Raw genomic sequence first — 16,462 nt, 5'->3', positions numbered from 1 at the left:
GGTTTTGGAGTGCTTGGGTATCAGCCAATTCCCACAGAGGATTGTGTCAAATCCGGGCCCAGCGCATGGAGCTAAGACCCGGCCTTCACACAGAGTTCCTCAGGCCACTCCCAAAACCTTCAACACAAACGCATATTCGAGCGCTACGTCACGCAATCCCTGGTAGCGACCGCTCATGCCGCCATGGCCGGCGCCCAGTTCGGTCTTGAGCAGCAGCAGGTTGTCGTCGGTCTTGGTGGCCCGCAGCTTCGCGACCCACTTGGCCGCTTCCCAGTACTGCACGCGGCTGTCGTTGTAGCCAGCGATCACCAGCATCGCCGGATATTCCTGGGCGCGGACGTTTTCGTACGGGGCGTAGGCCCTGATCCGATCATAGACCTGCGGCTCCTCGGGATTACCCCATTCGTCGTATTCGGTCACCGTCAATGGCAACTCGGGATCGAGCATGGTGTTGAGAACATCGACAAACGGCACTTCGGCGATCGCGACCTTGAACAGCTCCGGGCGCTGGTTGAGCACCGCGCCGATCAATAGCCCACCGGCGCTGCCGCCGCTGATCGCCAACTGGCCGGCGGTGGTGAAGCCATTGGCGATCAGGTGTTCGGCGCAGGCGATGAAGTCGCTGAAGGTGTTGTGCTTGTGCTCTTGCTTGCCGGCGCGATACCAGGCTTCGCCCAGTTCACCGCCACCGCGCACATGGGCGATGGCAAACGCCACGCCGCGGTCCAGCAGGCTCAACCGTGAATGGGAAAACCACGGGTCGAGGCTTTCGCCATAGGCGCCGTAGCCATACAGATACAGCGGCACTGGCCGACCCAGGGCCTCGCGCTTGACCACCAGGCTGATGGGCACTTGCGTGCCGTCCGGTGCCGTGGCCCAAAGCCGTTGGCTGACATAGGCGTCGGCATCGAACGGACCCAATACCGGGGTTTGCTTGAGCACGACCTGGTTGCCGCTGGCCAGGTCCAACTGGCGGATCTGGGCCGGGCGATTCAGTGCCTCGTAGCGCAGGCGGATGCGCTCACTGACGAATTCCAGGCTGTTCTGTACGTGCAGGCTGTAGGCCGCGTCTGGAAGTTGCACCCGATATGTCGGCGATCCCTGTGGGTGAACTTCGATGATCGGCAGGCCGCCTTCGCGCAAGCTCAAGGTCATGGCCATGGCGTTCAGGCTTAGGCCGTCGATCATCACCGTGTCGCTGTGGGGGATCAGGTTCTGCCAGTCGGCCTCGGTCGGCGCCTCGCCCGTGTCGACGGCCTCGTACAGCGCGAAGTTGATGCCGTCACGGTTGCTGCGGATAAACCAGGTCCAACGATCATCGAGCAAGCCGTGGTCGACGTCGTACTCATGGTTTTCCACCCGTGGCGCCACGCAGGTAAACGGTTGTTGCGGCTGCGCCGCGTCGAGCACCCAGACTTCACTCGTGGTCTTGCTGCTCAGGGACAGGATTAACTGTTTTTCCGAGCTGGAGCGGTAGCAATGCAGGAAAAACCGCCCGTCCGGCTCATGGAAGACCTCTTCGGCGGCGGTGCCGTCCAAACGATAACGAAACAGCTTATGCGGGCGATGGGTGTCGTCCAGTTCGCCAAAGAACAGCGTCAGGCTGTCGTTGGCCCAGGTCATGCTGCCATCACAGTTTTCGAAGGACAGTTCGCTGACCCTGTCGTTGGACAATTCCTTCACGAACAGCGTGTAGATCTCATCACCCGTGGTATCCAGGCTGTAGGCCAAGCGTTGGTGATCGGGGCTGATGCTGAACGCGCCCAGGGCAAAGAATCCGCCCCCGGCCAGGGCGTTCGGGTCCAGCAACAGCTGTTCATGGCTTTCATCCACGGTCAGGCTGTCGTCGGCCGGACGCGGGCAGCGGTAGTGGCGCGGGTATTCGTCGCCCGCCGTGGTGCGGGTGTAATACAGGTAGGGACCCCAGGGCGAGGGCAGGGACAGGTCGGTTTCGAGGATCCGTCCCTTGATTTCCTGGAACAGCGTTTCGCGCAGTTCAGCCTGGTCGGCAAGCAGGGCCTCCTGGTAGCTGTTTTCAGCCTTTAGGTAATCGAGCACGGCGTCGGTGTCGCGGTCTTGCAGCCAGGCATACGGGTCGATACCAGGGGCCTTGCGGGCAATCGGGGCATCGGTAACGTGGGCAGATCGGGGCATGGAAAAACTCTCGAGCGTGATACGAAAAGGGACAAGTGCCTGGCGGGGTCAGTTCTGCCGCCGGACCGAAAAACTCTCCATGCCGGGCATCCGCTGGATGCCGGGGCAGCCTGACGAGCGAAAAGCCGTTACTATAAGCGCCTCTTTGCCTGCCTTGCCATGGACACCATGACCGAGAACGACTATCTGATTGCCTGGGGCCTGTACGCCTTTGCCGCCGTGGGCTGCCTCCTGGTTTGGATGCGCATGACCCGCTTCATGTGGCGCTGGTTGCGCGAGCCGCTGCGGCTGCTGATGGCGGTGTTGCTGTTCAGCCCCACCATCGTCGACCCGGTGAAGGAAAAAGTCGCGCCGGCCTTGGCCATCGTCGCCCTGGACGTATTGTTCAAGGTCGGCAACAACGTATGGCGCGCAGCGTCCGACCTGCTTATGTACGGCATGGTCGCGTTCGGCCTTTATCTGATTTTCGTGCTGATCCGCTTCCCCATCGAACGCGCTGCCAACGCTCGCAGGGAACGGGCCGCCGCCGCTAAAGCCGCCGCCGCTGCCGAGCCTGACGACGAGCCGCCGTTCGGCGTGGCCGGTGACGACCGTTACGGTCGCCCACCCGTGCCGAGCAACCCCCAGCGTTCGCGTATCGAACCGCGCCTGTAACCGGGCCGCCCAATCAAACGAGGGTTCGAGCATGTGTGAGTTATTGGGCATGAGCGCGAATGTGCCGACCGACATCGTGTTCAGCTTCACTGGGCTGATGCAGCGCGGCGGCAAGACCGGGCCGCACCGCGACGGCTGGGGCATCGCCTTTTACGAGGGCCGTGGCCTGCGCCTGTTCCAGGACCCGGCCGCGAGCAGCGAGTCTGAAGTGGCGAACCTGGTGCAGCGTTATCCGATCAAGAGCGAAGTGGTGATCGGGCATATCCGCCAGGCCAACGTCGGCAAGGTCTGCCTGTCCAATACGCACCCGTTCGTGCGGGAGTTATGGGGACGCAACTGGTGTTTCGCCCACAACGGCCAGCTCGCTGATTTCCAGCCGGGCGCAAGCTTCTACCGTCCGGTGGGTGATACCGACAGCGAAGCGGCGTTCTGCGACCTGCTTAACCGCGTGCGCCAGGCGTTTCCCGAGCCAGTGGACGTGGAACACTTGCTGCCGTCGTTGATCGAGGCCTGTACCGAATACCGCAGCAAAGGCGTGTTCAACTGCTTGCTCAGCGATGGCGACTGGCTGTTCTGCTATTGCTCGACCAAACTGGCGCAGATAACCCGTCGCGCGCCGTTCGGCCCGGCGCGGCTCAAGGACGTGGACGTGATTGTCGATTTCCAGGCGGAAACCACCCCCAACGACGTGGTCACGGTGATCGCTACCGAACCCTTGACCGAAAACGAAACCTGGACCCGCTACGAGCCGGGCCAATGGAGCCTGTGGCGGCGCGGCGAATGCGTCAGCCACGGCCGGACCGAATAAGGACGTCACGTTATGTTGCTCAGTTATCTACGGCTGGTGTTGTTCGCGGTGGGCCTGTTGGTGGGGGTCCAGGTTCCGGGGTTCATCAATGACTACGCCAAGCGGGTCGAGGCTCACCTGATCGAGGCGCAGACTGGCCTGCAAGGTTTCCAGGGCACCGCCAATCAATTCTTCAAAGGCGACATGCAGGCCCTCGTGGCCCATTACCGCGCCAGCGAAGACCCGATCTTTCGCAGCGATGCCGACAGCCTGAACACCTTGCTCGTGCGCCAGCAGGCCCTGGACAAGCAATTCCAGGCGATGCAAGGCCCGTGGTACATCCGCCTGCTGCAAGTGGCGCTGGCCGCCGATCCGGACATCCGCAAGGAAACATGGAACGGCTACAGCTACCAGATCCTGCTGACCCCCGAGGCGATGATCTGGGGCATCAGCGGCGCGATGTTGCTGTCGTTCGGCCTGGAATGCCTGTTCCGCCTGATCGACTGGGTGGTGCTGGGCGGCAAGCGCTTGCGCCAGAGCCGGCCGATCGAAGAGCGTGACCTGCGCGGGCTCTAGTGGCGAGGGGATTTATCCCCGCTGGGCTGCAAAGCAGCCCCCATTGCAGTCAATTAGATAATCCTGTTTGGCCTTGTTGGGGGCCGCTTCGCGACCCAGCGGGGATAAATCCCCTCGCCACAACGGTGTCCTCCAAGTTTTCCGGCAATCTTGCCTGCCCAATCAAATTTTTCTTATGACCCGGCCAAGGTTTTATTCGTTGGACGGGATCGGCTGCGCGCTCAAGAATCGGGGCAACGGTCTCCGCGCCAGCATCGTCGAGACTCACAACAATAAAACCGTGGAGAACCACCATGAGTGCACCCGACACGCTCGGCGTCCCCCAACCCCAGGCCCGGTCCGGCCCGTTCGATTGGTATCGCAACATCAACCAGCAGGAACGGCGCACCTTCTGGAGCTGCAAGATCGGTTACGCCCTGGACGGCATGGACACGCAAATGCTCAGTTTCGTGGTGCCGACCCTGATCGCGATGTGGGGCATCACCACCGGGCAGGCAGGCCTGATCCACACCAGCACCTTGATCGCCTCCGCCATTGGCGGCTGGGTGGCGGGCATTCTCTCTGACCGCATCGGCCGGGTCCGTACCCTGCAACTGACGGTGCTGTGGTTCGCATTCTTCACTTTTCTGTGCGGCTTTGCCCAAAACTACGAACAACTGTTGATCGCCCGCACGCTGATGGGCTTCGGTTTCGGCGGCGAGTGGACCGCCGGCGCGGTGTTGATGGGCGAAGTTATTCGCGCCAAGGACCGCGGTAAAGCGGTGGGCATGGTGCAATCGGGCTGGGCGCTGGGTTGGGGCATGACGGCGATCCTGTATGCGCTGCTGTTTTCGGTGCTGCCGCCGGAAGACGCCTGGCGCGCATTGTTCATTCTCGGCATCGTGCCCGCCGTGTTCGTGATTTTCGTCCGCCGGTTGGTCAAGGATCCGGAAGTCTATAACCAGACCAAGGCCCGCCTGACGCCGGAAAACCCAGCGAAGTTCTACGAGATTTTCGCCCCCGGCATTCTCTTCACCACGATACGAGCCTCGTTGCTGACCACCGGCGCGCTGGGTGGTTACTACGCGATCACGTCCTGGCTGCCGACTTTTCTCAAGAACGAACGTGGCCTGAGCGTCCTGGGCACCGGTGGCTATCTGGCCATGGTGATCGTCGGCTCCTACGTGGGTTACGTCATCAGTGCGTACCTGTCGGACATCCTGGGACGAAAGAAGAATTTCGTCCTGTATGCCGTAGGCTCGTTCACCATCGTCTTGCTGTACACCCAGGTGCCGGTGAGCAATAACGTGATGCTCTGGCTGGGCTTTCCCCTGGGCTTTTTCGCATCGGGTATGTTCAGTGGCATGGGCTCGTTTCTCACCGAGCTGTTTCCCACGCGCATCCGGGGTTCTGGCCAGGGTTTCTGCTACAACATTGGCAGGGCGGTGGCGGCACTGTTTCCGCTGCTGATCGGTATCTTGAGCCAGAAGGTGCCGTTGAGTGTTGGCATTGGTGCGTTTGCCGCAGTGTCCTACGGCGTGGTGATCCTGGCGGCCCTGAGCCTGCCGGAAACCCAAGGCAAGCAGCTGGAAGCCGAGTAACTGATACCCTGGGGGACGAGGTCCCACAGGCTTAAAAGAAAGAACTTACAGGAGCGTTCACCGTGAACCGCCTGCTATTGAATTGTGACATAGGCGAAAGTTTCGGCAGCTGGACCATGGGTCTGGATGCCGAGGTGATGCCCTTCATCGATTGCGCCAACATCGCCTGCGGTTTCCATGCCGGCGACCCGAGCATCATGCGCAAGACCGTCGGCCTGGCCCTGAGCCACGACGTGCGCATAGGCGCCCACCCGGCCTATCAGGACCTGGCGGGCTTCGGCCGGCGTTCCATGGCTTATGGCCCCCAGGAACTGCAGGACTTGCTGCATTATCAGATCGGCGCGCTGGACGGCATTTGCCGGGCCCAGGGCGGGCAGGTCAGCTACGTCAAGCCCCACGGCGCGATGTACAACGACATGATGGCCAGCCCGGCGCAACTGCGCGCCGTCATCCAGGCCGTTGCCGCTTATGATCGCGGGTTGCCGTTGATGCTCATGGCGACCCGGGACAACAGCGCCGCCCAGGCCCTGGGCGATGAGTATGGCCTGACGCTGTGGTTCGAAGCCTTCGCCGATCGTGCTTATGACAGTGCCGGCCGCCTGGTTTCGCGGCAAACGCCGGGCGCGGTGCATCACGACCCCGAGGTCATCATCGCGCAGGCCCTGACAATTGCTCGCGGCGATCCGTTGACGGCCAGCGATGGCAGCGCCCTGAACCTGCACGCCACTACGTTGTGCGTACATGGCGACAACGCCAGTTCGGTAGCCGCTGTGCAACGCATCCGCGAAGCCCTGGATCGGCAGAGTGCGCCATGAAACCACGCTTGGAAGTGGTGGCGGTGGACTGCCTGATGGTGCGCCTGTTCGACGAAATCGCAGAGGCCAACATGCCTTGGATGCTGGCCGCCAGCGAGCGCCTGCGAGCGGTGTTTGCCGAGCGTTTGATCGACCTGGTGCCGTCCTATACCACGTTGATGGTCCATTACGATTTGCTCGTCCTGAACCCGGTCCAGGCCCGCGAATTGATCAGCGAGGCATTGCATAACCTTTCACCGGACGCCCGATCCGCCGGTCAATGCCACGTGCTGCCGGTGTGGTACGACGCTACCGTCGGGCCGGAGTTGGGCCTGCTGGCGAGTCGCAGTGGGCTGACGGTGGAGCAGGTGATCCGGCGCCACAGCGAGCGCGAATACCAGGTATTTGCCCTGGGCTTCGCACCGGGGTTCGCCTTCATGGGGCTGGTGGACGAAGCATTGGCCGCCCCGCGCCTCGACACGCCGCGCAAACGGGTCGCGGCGGGCAGTGTCGGCATTGCCGAACGGCAGACCGCAGCGTATCCGGCGGTGTCGCCCGGCGGCTGGAACCTGATCGGGCGCACCCCGGCCAGACTGTTTGATCGTGAGCGCGACGGCTACAGCCTGATGCAGCCGGGGGACACGGTGCGTTTCGCTGCCGTGGACCACGCCGAATTCATCGCCCTGGGTGGCGACGACACACCGTTGGAGGCCCAGGCATGAGCCGGTTGTTGATCGAGGCCAGCACGCCGCTGTGCCTGTTGCAGGACACCGGCCGCTTCGGCGTGAGGCACTTGGGCGTGACCCAGGGCGGCGCGGCGGATTGGTTGTCGATGGCGTGGGCCAACTGGATGCTCGGCAATGATCTCGACGCGGCGGTGGTGGAGGTTACCCTCGGCGGCTTCACCGTGGTGGCTGAAGAGGATTGTGTGCTGGCCCTGGCCGGAGCGGACCTGGGTGCGCGGATAGACGGCCAGGGCGTGGCGTCGTGGCGCTTTTTCAGCTTGCGCAAGGGCCAGGTGCTGGCGCTGACCCAGCCCGTGCTCGGTGCCCGGGCCTACCTGGCGGCGCCTGGCGGGTTCGATGCACCGCAAGTCCTGGGCAGCCGTTCGACCGTCGTGCGCGAAGAACTCGGTGGCCTGGATGGGCGAGGGCGGGCCCTGAATCGTGGGGCGCGCTTGAGCTATTCAGGCTCGGCGACGCCTCGGCCCATGCCGCATACGCGGATTCCGGATTTCCAGCAGGTACAGCCGCTGGATCTGATCCTGGGTGCGCAGAATGGCGAGTTCAGCGGACGGAGCCTGTTCGATGCGTTCAACAGCCCGTGGACGCTGGACAGTCGCGCCGACCGCATGGGCATGCGTTTGCTGGGGACTGCGCTGGAGTATCAGGGGCCGGCGATGATCTCGGAGGGCATTCCCCTCGGTGCCGTGCAGGTACCGCCGGACGGCCAGCCGATCGTGTTGCTCAATGATCGGCAAACCATCGGCGGTTACCCACGCCTGGGTGCGTTGACGCCGCTGTCCCTGGCACGGTTGGCGCAATGCCTGCCGGGAACTCAGGTGCGGTTGCGTCCGGTGGTGCAGGCGGTTGCGCATCGGCAGCAGGTGGAGTGTATGCGGGCGCTGTTAAACCGCTAAAAGCATCGTCGGATCGCCGCCCGGAGCAGGCTCGCTCCCACACTGGATCTTCGTCGTATACAAGACCCCTGTGGGAGCGAGCCTGCTCGCGATGAGGCCCTGAAAGGCACCAAAGAACTTTACTTGGAAAGAAACCGCATCCCTTCCTCCAGCCCCCGCAAGGTCAGCGGATACATCCGGTCTTCCACCAGCTCGCGCACGATGTTGGTCGAGGCGGTATAACCCCAGGTGTCTTTGGGGTAGGGATTGATCCAGATGAGTTTCTTGTACTTCTCCATGAAGCGCTGCATCCACACGTAACCGGCTTCTTCGTTCCAGTGCTCGACGCTGCCGCCGGCCTGAGTGATTTCATAGGGCGCCATGGCGGCGTCGCCGATGAAGATCACTTTGTAGTCGGCGCCATACTTGTGCAACAAATCCTGAGTCGACGTGCGCTCCGAGGTACGGCGCAGGTTGTTCTTCCAAACCGATTCATACACAAAGTTATGGAAGTAGAAGTATTCCAGGTGCTTGAACTCGGTCTTGCAGGCCGAGAACAACTCTTCGCAGATCTTCACGTGGGCGTCCATCGAACCGCCGATATCGAACAGCAACAGGAGCTTGACGGTGTTGCGTCGCTCCGGGCGCATCTGGATATTCAGCAGGCCGGCATCCCGGGCGGTGTGGTCGATGGTGCCGTCGATGTCCAGCTCTTCCGCCGCGCCCTGACGGGCAAACTTGCGCAGGCGGCGCAGGGCGATCTTGATGTTGCGGGTGCCCAGTTCGACCTGGTCGTCGAGGTTCTTGTATTCGCGCTGGTCCCAGACCTTGACGGCCTTGCCCTGGCGCTTGCCGGCGTCGCCGACGCGAATGCCTTCGGGGTTGAAGCCGCCGGAACCGAACGGGCTGGTGCCGCCAGTGCCGATCCACTTGTTGCCGCCGGCATGGCGTTCCTTTTGTTCTTCCAGGCGCTTCTTGAATTCTTCGATCAGCTTGTCCAGGCCGCCCAGGGATTGGATCTGCGCCCGTTCCTCGTCGGTCAACGAGCGCTCGAATTCCTTGCGCAGCCAGTCTTCGGGAATCAGCGCCTGGAGGTGATCGTCGAGTTTCTCCAGGCCATTGAAATACGCGGCGAACGCCCGGTCGAACTTGTCGAAATGCCGCTCGTCCTTCACCAGGATGGCCCGGGACAGGTAATAGAACTCATCCATGTCGGCAAAGATCACCCGCTGTTTCAGCGCGTTGATCAGGTCCAGCAGTTCTCGCACCGACACGGGCACCTTGGCGGCGCGCATCTCATTGAACAGGTTAAGCAGCATGGCAATCGCCCTCGCTCTTGTTGGACGAAGAGGATCAGCGAGTGCCGCGACGGCTCATGAACGCCAGGCGCTCAAGCAATTGCACGTCCTGTTCGTTCTTGACCAAGGCGCCGGCCAGCGGCGGAATGGCCTTGGTCGGATCACGCTCGCGCAGCACCGCTTCGCCGATGTTGTCGGCCATCAGCAGCTTGAGCCAATCCACCAACTCGGAGGTGGAAGGCTTTTTCTTCAGGCCCGGGACTTTGCGCACATCGAAAAACACGTCCAGCGCTTCGCTGACCAGGTCCTTCTTGATATCCGGGTAATGCACGTCGACGATTTTCTGCAGGGTGGCGCGGTCGGGAAATGCGATGTAGTGGAAGAAGCAGCGACGCAGGAAGGCGTCCGGCAGTTCCTTTTCGTTGTTGGAGGTAATGATGATGATCGGGCGCTGCTTGGCCTTGATGGTTTCGTCGGTCTCGTAGACGTAGAACTCCATCTTGTCGAGCTCTTGCAGCAGGTCGTTGGGGAACTCGATGTCGGCCTTATCGATCTCGTCGATCAGCAGGATCACCCGTTCTTCGGACTCGAAGGCTTCCCAGAGCTTGCCCTTCTTCAAGTAGTTGCGCACGTCGTGGACCTTGTCCACGCCCAACTGCGAGTCCCGCAGGCGGCTGACCGCATCGTACTCGTACAGGCCCTGGTGGGCCTTGGTGGTGGACTTGATGTGCCAGGTGATCAGGCGCGCGCCGAAGGACTCCGCCAGTTGTTCGGCGAGCATGGTCTTGCCAGTGCCCGGTTCGCCCTTGACCAACAGCGGCCGCTCCAGGGTGATGGCGGCGTTGACGGCCAGTTTCAGGTCATCGGTGGCCACGTAGGCGCTGGTGCCTTCGAACTTCATCTGCAATTCCTCGAACGTGTCGCCGGCCCGGCGAGGCGGGGCGCGCGAAATAAATGTCGTGCCCGACTATACCGCGAGGCCCCGCCGACTGTGAACGCAGACGCTGTATTCAGTCTCTGAATGGAGCGTCACATGTTGACTCAGTCTTGTGCCGAGGGGATTAAGCGAAACGTCGCACCGCTCCGCTGGGCTGTGCAGCAGCCCTAAGGCAGTGAACCCGTTTTACCTTGCACACCGAGTTGCCTGGTTTGGGGCCGCTTCGCACCCTGGCGGGGATGTATCCCCTCGCCACCAATAACGCAAGATCTAATCTTTGGAAGGCGGCGGTTGCTCGTACCGGGCATTGAAGGCCTGTACGAAACCGTTGCGCAGGATTTGCAGGAAGGCTTCGAAGGCACTGATGTTCTGCTGATGCACGTTGCCACTCAGCTCCACCCGCGTGGCGAACTGGTTCTTGCTCTGATTTTTCAGGGCCGTTTCGCCCGTGCCGACCAAGGCTTCCCAGACCGAGCGGAAGATGTTCTTTTTCTCGTTCTCCACGTCCTGCTGCCAATCGAACACGTCGACGTCGCGAAGCAGCGGCTTGATGTAGCCGCTGAGCCGAGCATTGTCAGCTTCGGCTTCGACCACCAGATCGCCGTGACCGGCATTGAAGTCGAATTTCCCATAGGCCGCGGCAAAGTCGTTCAGGCGTTTCAACTCGATGTTTCTGGCCCGCAGACGGAAGTCGAAGTCCTCGAAATTGCTCAAGGGATCGAAGGTCGCTTGCACCTCCAGGGGCGCGTGTTCGGCCACCAGGGCCTTGCCCTCGAACCGGGCGTCGCGCTTGCCTTCGGTGTCGACCACGTTGGTCAGGTTATAGAAGCTGGCGTTGACCTCTGTGGCCCGCAGGTTGACCGGTGGCTTGGAGTTGAAATTGCGAAAGGTGACCTTGCCATCCCGCAGGCGCACTTCGTTGAAGGTGATAGGCAACAGTTTGCTCAACTGCTCGCGCCAGTTGGTGCCCTGGCCGGTCTGGGAGTTTTGCCGGTCGGCCCCGCCGTCGACGAAGTTGACTTCGGGACGGGCAAATTCCACTTCGGCCACCACCGCATGGTCATACCACAGCGAGTGCCAGCTCACGGACAGGTCGACCACCGGAGCATCGACGAATGGCACCGGCACCTTGCCGTCGACCTTGACGATCTTCAAGCCATTGATCCGGTAGGCTCCACGCCAGAGGGCCAGGTCGACATCGACGACCTGGCCGCGGTAATCACCCATGTCCGCCAGTTTGTCGTTGAGGTAGTTGCGCACCAGGTAAGGCAATGCGAAATGCAGGGCCACCAACAGCGCAACGATGGCGACGAAGGCCCACAGTGGCCAGCTGTATCGACGCTTCATGACAGTAGTCTCCGTTGTTAAAGCCATTGACTCTTGTAACAACGGGAACGTTCGGTGCAACTGGACGCCTTTGGGCAACAGGCTTACCTTTAAGCGCTAAATTCCCTCTGCATTAAGGACCCGGTCATGAGTCGTATATACGCTGACAACGCCCATTCCATTGGCAATACGCCACTGGTGCAGATCAATCGCATCGCCCCGCGCGGCGTGACCATCCTGGCCAAGATCGAAGGGCGCAACCCGGGTTATTCGGTCAAGTGCCGGATAGGCGCGAACATGATCTGGGACGCCGAAAGCTCCGGCAAACTCAAGCCCGGCATGACCATCGTCGAACCGACTTCGGGCAACACCGGCATTGGCCTGGCATTCGTGGCCGCCGCCCGTGGCTATAAATTGATGCTGACCATGCCGGCGTCCATGAGCATCGAGCGGCGCAAGGTGCTCAAGGCCCTGGGGGCGGAACTGGTGCTCACCGAGCCGGCCAAGGGCATGAAAGGTGCCATCGAGAAAGCCGCCGAGATCATGGCCAGCGACCCCTCGAAATACTTCATGCCGCAGCAGTTCGAGAATCCGGCCAACCCGGCGATCCACGAGAAAACCACCGGCCCGGAAATCTGGAACGACACCGATGGCGCGGTGGACGTTCTGGTCGCGGGCGTCGGGACGGGCGGAACCATTACCGGTGTCTCGCGGTATATCAAGAATACGTGCGGCAAACCGATCCTGTCGGTGGCGGTAGAGCCCGAGGCTTCCCCGGTGATCACCCAGGTGATGGCGGGGCAGGAAATCAAGCCCAGCCCCCACAAGATCCAGGGTATCGGCGCGGGCTTCGTGCCGAAGAACCTCGATCTGTCGATCGTCGATCAGGTGGAGCGGGTGACCGATGACGAGTCCAAGGCCATGGCCCTGCGCTTGATGCAGGAAGAGGGAATTCTCTGCGGCATCTCTTGCGGCGCGGCGATGGCCGTGGCGGCACGCCTGGCGGAAAAGCCGGAAATGCAGGGCAAGACCATCGTGGTAATCCTGCCGGATTCGGGCGAACGATACCTGTCGAGCATGTTGTTCAGTGACTTGTTTACCGAGCAGGAGACCCAGCAGTAGACCTCTGTGCAATGGCGAAATAGCTTTCTGTGGAAGCTTGATCCATGTGGCGATGGAGCTTGCTCCCGCTGGAATGCGAAGCGCGCCCCGGCGATCCTTGCGGTTGGAGGCGACTGCTGCGCAGTCGAGCGGGAGCAAGCTCCCTAGCCACGAAAAGGAGTCACGTTTGAGAGTGCGTCAGCCAAGGTTCAGGCGACGCATGGTAACAAGGGCTTTGTTGCATTTTTCTCAACGGTGAATGTCGCCTCCGGCGATGTTTAACCTGGACAGGGATATTTAACATGGCCGGCCGCCGCGTCGGGCAGATGGCGTAGCGCAAGTTGCATTTAAACAAGGAGTTGAAAAAGAAATGACCGTTTCGTTTGTCGCGAAGGCTTCGGTATTGCTGCTGTTTTTGGGCAGCACGCTTTACGTGCATTTACGTGGCAAGGCGCGTTTGCCTGTCCTGCGCCAGTTCGTCAACCACTCGGCATTCTTCGCGCCCTATAACGCCCTGATGTACTTGTTCTCCAGCGTGCCGTCCAAGCCTTATCTGGATCGCAGCCAGTTCCCAGAGCTGGATGTGCTCAAGGAGAACTGGCAAGTGATCCGCGACGAAGCCATGCGCCTGTTCGACGAGGGTTATATTCGCGCCGCCGAGAAGAACAACGATGCCGGCTTCGGCTCTTTCTTCAAGAAGGGCTGGAAGCGCTTCTATCTCAAGTGGTATGACAAGCCGCTGCCCTCGGCGAAGCAGCTCTGCCCAAGGACCGTTGAGCTGGTCAATCGAATTCCCAACGTTCGGGGCGCGATGTTTGCCCTGCTGCCGGGCGACAGTCACCTGAACCCCCATCGCGATCCGTTCGCTGGGTCCCTGCGCTATCACCTCGGGTTGTCCACGCCCAACTCCGATGATTGCCGGATCTTCGTAGACGGACAAATCTACGCCTGGCGCGACGGTGAAGACGTCATGTTCGACGAAACCTACGTGCACTGGGTCAAGAACGAAACGCCGCAGACCCGCGTTATCCTGTTCTGCGATGTCGAGCGTCCACTTAAAAACCCGCTGATGACTCGTCTCAATCGCGCTATCAGTGCATTCCTTGGCCGCGCTACCGCGCCGCAGAACCTCGACGACGAACGCGTCGGCGGTATCAACCGGGCCTACGCCTGGAGCAAGTCGTTCAGTGACGGCATCAGCGGTAGGGTCAAGCAATTCAAGCGCAAGCACCCCAAGGCGTATCGGGTGATGCGGCCGGTGCTGGCCGTGGCTGTGCTGACGGCGCTCGGCTACTGGTTGTTTGTTTAAACATTGCGTTACATGTCGAGCGCTGGTTATAGTCAGCGCTCGGTTTTCGAACCCACCCTCCAAGAGATCGGCTCATGCCTTCATTCCCAGTCACCGCGGTCGTGGTCCCAGCGTTCAACGCTGGCGTCGTGCCGTGCGGGAACAGGTCGCCTGAGCAGATCGGTCAATACCCTCCACCTGTCAGTCGCTCACCGGTATACGCCTGCGTATCACCGCCGGGTGTTGGCGTTCAGGGCTGATCGGCAACGGTTGCCGTTCCCTGCGCCCGCCTGAAAAAACGACTGGATTTCAGCTTCGGCTGAGTTGGCTTTTTGCCTGACTACAGGTGGTTTTTCATGTTTTCCTTTTCCAAAAACGCCTTATTGGCGACGGCTTCGACGAGCCTGTTCGTTCTGTTGTGGAGCAGCGGGGCGATCTTCTCCAAATTGGGCCTGGCCCACGCGTCACCTTTCGCCTTCCTGCTGATCCGCTTCGCCATCGCGTTGTGCGCATTGGTGCTGTTGATCCCCATGTTGAAGTTCAAGCTGCCCGGCACCGGCAAGCCGATGCTGTACGCGGCGGCGACGGGACTGGTGCTGTTGGGTGCCTATCAGATTTTCTATCTGCTGGCGCTGCAACTGAACGTCACCCCTGGAGTAATGGCGACGCTCATGGGCGTGCAGCCGATCCTTACCGTGGTGCTCATGGAGCGTCAGCGTTCATGGCAGCGCATGTTCGGCCTGGCGCTGGGGCTGGTGGGGTTGGTGATGGTGGTTTACCAAGGCATTGGCCTGGCCGGCATGTCCCTGGCGGGCATGCTGTGCGGGTTGCTGGCGCTGGTGAGCATGACGGCGGGCTCCATCATGCAGAAGCGCATCACCGACAACCCACTGGGCACGCTGCCGGTGCAGTACCTGGCCGGGCTGGTGTTGTGCTCGGTGTTCGTGCCGTTCCAACCCTTCCACTTCGAGCGCAGCGCGGGTTTCATCGTGCCGGTGTTGTGGATGGGGCTGGTGGTGTCGGTGTTGGCGACGTTGCTGCTGTACCGGCTGATTGCCCGGGGCAATCTGGTCAACGTCACCAGCCTGTTCTACCTGGTGCCGGCGGTGACGGCGATCATGGACTACCTGGTGTTCGGCAACCGGTTGGCGTTGTTGAGCTTGCTGGGGATGGGGTTGATCATCGTGGGGTTGCTGTTTGTGTTTCGTAAAAGTCGCTAGCTGATCGCTGGCAGTTCCACCGCTATCGCGAGCAAGCTCGCTCCCACAAAAGGCTGCGCATAACCCTGTGGGAGCGAGCTTGCTCGCGATGGCCTACTCCGCTACACCGATGAATTACCGGGCAGACGCTCCAACCGGCTTGACCACCCCAGGCTTCAACACCAACCACAACGCCGCCGCAATCAACACCCCGCCATACACATGGGCCATGCCCAGTGGCTCATCCAGCAGCAATGCGCCCCACAGCACGCCGAACGGCGGGATCAGAAAGGTCGTTGTCATGGATTTGACTGGGCCAATGGAGCTGAGCAAGCGGAAATAAAGAATGTACGCCAGCGCCGTACACACCAGGCCCAGGCCCAGCAGCGACAGCCATACGCTCCAGCCGCCCCAGCTGGCCGGTGGTTGGGTGATGACACTGTAGCCAAACAGCGGCAACAGGAAGATCGTGGCGCCGAACATGCTGCCAAGGGCGGACAAGCGGCTGTCCAACCCGCCTTGATGATCGAGCCAGCGCCGGGTCAGAAAACCGGCAAAGCCATAGCAGGTCGTGGCGAGCAGGCAGGCGAGGGCGCCCATCAACAGTTGCTGGTCGAACGCCACCGGACCTGCGCGGGTGAGGATCGCGACGCCCATCAGGCCGAGAAAAACCCCGCTGACCTTGGCCGCCGTGAGTGGCTCACGGAAAAACAACCCACCGATCAGCACGCCCATCAGCGGCGTCGTCGCGTTGAAGATCGCCGAGTAGCCCGCCGGCAACACTTGGGCCGCCAGGGAGTAGAACGTTGCGGGAATGCCGGAATTGATCAAGCCCAAAACCATCACGGCTTTTAGCTTGCCGCGAAAATTCCAGTCGACACGCATCAGCGCAAGAATGACCAGCAGGCCGACGAAGGCAATGGAGACGCGAAAGAAAGCCGTGGGAATCGTACCGATGACCGGAGCGATAATGCGCATGAACAAGAAGCTCGCGCCCCAGATGGCGGCCAGTGACAGCAAGCGCAGGATATCGACGAGGTTCACGGGTGCATCCTTCCTTGATCGGGTCGCAAGTGTCACCCCGCTAAACACCGATGGCAATGGTTGCGTTGCCCAGGGATTGGCCTCTAAGCTCAGTCGCCAATAACAA

The 16,462-nt window shown here is 61.3% G+C and carries 15 protein-coding genes; 10 read left to right on the top strand and 5 right to left on the bottom strand.

What is annotated here, in order from left to right; genetic code table 11:
• Window positions 1-99: 99 nt before the first annotated feature.
• The gene (locus J3P76_RS18235) at window positions 100-2,154 is read right to left on the bottom strand and encodes a S9 family peptidase (RefSeq protein ID WP_434701067.1); all 2,055 of its coding nucleotides are present in this window, start codon (window positions 2,152-2,154) and stop codon (window positions 100-102) included.
• A 159-nt stretch (window positions 2,155-2,313) separates the two neighbouring features.
• Between J3P76_RS18235 and J3P76_RS18230 the strand changes: the two genes are divergently transcribed.
• From J3P76_RS18230 to J3P76_RS18200, 7 genes are all read left to right on the top strand, one after another.
• A complete protein-coding gene (locus J3P76_RS18230) occupies window positions 2,314-2,808 on the top strand; it encodes an MFS transporter (protein ID WP_434701066.1) in 495 nt (164 codons plus the stop codon).
• Between the two features lie 31 nt (window positions 2,809-2,839).
• A complete protein-coding gene (locus tag J3P76_RS18225; RefSeq protein ID WP_434675221.1) occupies window positions 2,840-3,616 on the top strand; it encodes a class II glutamine amidotransferase in 777 nt (258 codons plus the stop codon).
• A gap of 12 nt (window positions 3,617-3,628) precedes the next feature.
• Window positions 3,629-4,171, top strand: coding sequence for a DUF2937 family protein (locus J3P76_RS18220; protein ID WP_003184238.1), 543 nt, complete (start codon window positions 3,629-3,631; stop codon window positions 4,169-4,171).
• Window positions 4,172-4,464: 293 nt separating this feature from the next.
• On the top strand, window positions 4,465-5,751 hold the full coding sequence (locus J3P76_RS18215; RefSeq protein ID WP_420766678.1) for an MFS transporter: 1,287 nt from the start codon (window positions 4,465-4,467) through the stop codon (window positions 5,749-5,751).
• A gap of 62 nt (window positions 5,752-5,813) precedes the next feature.
• On the top strand, window positions 5,814-6,566 hold the full coding sequence (locus tag J3P76_RS18210) for a 5-oxoprolinase subunit PxpA (RefSeq protein WP_434701065.1): 753 nt from the start codon (window positions 5,814-5,816) through the stop codon (window positions 6,564-6,566).
• Window positions 6,563-7,267 carry a 5-oxoprolinase subunit PxpB gene (gene pxpB / locus J3P76_RS18205; RefSeq protein WP_434701064.1) on the top strand — a complete coding sequence of 235 codons (705 nt, stop codon included), beginning with the start codon at window positions 6,563-6,565 and terminating at the stop codon, window positions 7,265-7,267. The genes J3P76_RS18210 and pxpB overlap by 4 nt, the downstream gene beginning before the upstream one ends.
• Window positions 7,264-8,184, top strand: coding sequence for a biotin-dependent carboxyltransferase family protein (locus tag J3P76_RS18200; protein ID WP_434701063.1), 921 nt, complete (start codon window positions 7,264-7,266; stop codon window positions 8,182-8,184). Before pxpB ends, J3P76_RS18200 begins: the two co-directional genes overlap by 4 nt.
• A gap of 119 nt (window positions 8,185-8,303) precedes the next feature.
• Here the strand turns inward: J3P76_RS18200 and J3P76_RS18195 are convergent, their stop codons facing one another.
• The 3 genes from J3P76_RS18195 to J3P76_RS18185 form a co-directional block, all read right to left on the bottom strand.
• Window positions 8,304-9,482, bottom strand: coding sequence for a vWA domain-containing protein (locus J3P76_RS18195; RefSeq protein WP_003198888.1), 1,179 nt, complete (start codon window positions 9,480-9,482; stop codon window positions 8,304-8,306).
• A 34-nt stretch (window positions 9,483-9,516) separates the two neighbouring features.
• On the bottom strand, window positions 9,517-10,362 hold the full coding sequence (locus J3P76_RS18190; protein ID WP_053143593.1) for an AAA family ATPase: 846 nt from the start codon (window positions 10,360-10,362) through the stop codon (window positions 9,517-9,519).
• A gap of 306 nt (window positions 10,363-10,668) precedes the next feature.
• Window positions 10,669-11,745, bottom strand: a complete 1,077-nt coding sequence (locus tag J3P76_RS18185) for a DUF748 domain-containing protein (RefSeq protein WP_434610153.1) — start codon at window positions 11,743-11,745, stop codon at window positions 10,669-10,671.
• Between the two features lie 126 nt (window positions 11,746-11,871).
• Between J3P76_RS18185 and cysK the strand changes: the two genes are divergently transcribed.
• The 3 genes from cysK (at window position 11,872) to J3P76_RS18170 (ending at window position 15,333) form a co-directional block, all read left to right on the top strand.
• Complete coding sequence (gene cysK / locus J3P76_RS18180) at window positions 11,872-12,846, top strand: cysteine synthase A (protein WP_434610156.1); 975 nt, start codon at window positions 11,872-11,874, stop codon at window positions 12,844-12,846.
• A gap of 349 nt (window positions 12,847-13,195) precedes the next feature.
• The gene (locus tag J3P76_RS18175; RefSeq protein ID WP_434562878.1) at window positions 13,196-14,134 is read left to right on the top strand and encodes an aspartyl/asparaginyl beta-hydroxylase domain-containing protein; all 939 of its coding nucleotides are present in this window, start codon (window positions 13,196-13,198) and stop codon (window positions 14,132-14,134) included.
• A gap of 335 nt (window positions 14,135-14,469) precedes the next feature.
• Window positions 14,470-15,333, top strand: coding sequence for a DMT family transporter (locus tag J3P76_RS18170; protein WP_434610159.1), 864 nt, complete (start codon window positions 14,470-14,472; stop codon window positions 15,331-15,333).
• A gap of 114 nt (window positions 15,334-15,447) precedes the next feature.
• On the opposite strand, the gene J3P76_RS18165 is transcribed toward J3P76_RS18170, so the two are convergent.
• Entirely contained in the window at window positions 15,448-16,356 is a 909-nt protein-coding gene (locus tag J3P76_RS18165) for a DMT family transporter (protein WP_420766669.1), read from the bottom strand.
• Between the last annotated feature and the right edge of the window lie 106 nt (window positions 16,357-16,462).

Source organism: Pseudomonas sp. D1-36 (assembly GCF_051132205.1).
Classification (GTDB): domain Bacteria; phylum Pseudomonadota; class Gammaproteobacteria; order Pseudomonadales; family Pseudomonadaceae; genus Aquipseudomonas.
This window is presented reverse-complemented; position numbering and strand designations above follow the sequence as displayed.

Coding starts and splice junctions, on each gene's coding strand:
- J3P76_RS18235 (WP_434701067.1), bottom strand. CDS start 2,154: ATGCCCCGATCTGCCCACGTTACCGATGCCCCGATTGCCCGCAAGGCC.
- J3P76_RS18230 (WP_434701066.1), top strand. CDS start 2,314: ATGGACACCATGACCGAGAACGACTATCTGATTGCCTGGGGCCTGTAC.
- J3P76_RS18225 (WP_434675221.1), top strand. CDS start 2,840: ATGTGTGAGTTATTGGGCATGAGCGCGAATGTGCCGACCGACATCGTG.
- J3P76_RS18220 (WP_003184238.1), top strand. CDS start 3,629: ATGTTGCTCAGTTATCTACGGCTGGTGTTGTTCGCGGTGGGCCTGTTG.
- J3P76_RS18215 (WP_420766678.1), top strand. CDS start 4,465: ATGAGTGCACCCGACACGCTCGGCGTCCCCCAACCCCAGGCCCGGTCC.
- pxpB (WP_434701064.1), top strand. CDS start 6,563: ATGAAACCACGCTTGGAAGTGGTGGCGGTGGACTGCCTGATGGTGCGC.
- J3P76_RS18200 (WP_434701063.1), top strand. CDS start 7,264: ATGAGCCGGTTGTTGATCGAGGCCAGCACGCCGCTGTGCCTGTTGCAG.
- J3P76_RS18195 (WP_003198888.1), bottom strand. CDS start 9,482: ATGCTGCTTAACCTGTTCAATGAGATGCGCGCCGCCAAGGTGCCCGTG.
- J3P76_RS18190 (WP_053143593.1), bottom strand. CDS start 10,362: ATGAAGTTCGAAGGCACCAGCGCCTACGTGGCCACCGATGACCTGAAA.
- J3P76_RS18185 (WP_434610153.1), bottom strand. CDS start 11,745: ATGAAGCGTCGATACAGCTGGCCACTGTGGGCCTTCGTCGCCATCGTT.
- cysK (WP_434610156.1), top strand. CDS start 11,872: ATGAGTCGTATATACGCTGACAACGCCCATTCCATTGGCAATACGCCA.
- J3P76_RS18175 (WP_434562878.1), top strand. CDS start 13,196: ATGACCGTTTCGTTTGTCGCGAAGGCTTCGGTATTGCTGCTGTTTTTG.
- J3P76_RS18170 (WP_434610159.1), top strand. CDS start 14,470: ATGTTTTCCTTTTCCAAAAACGCCTTATTGGCGACGGCTTCGACGAGC.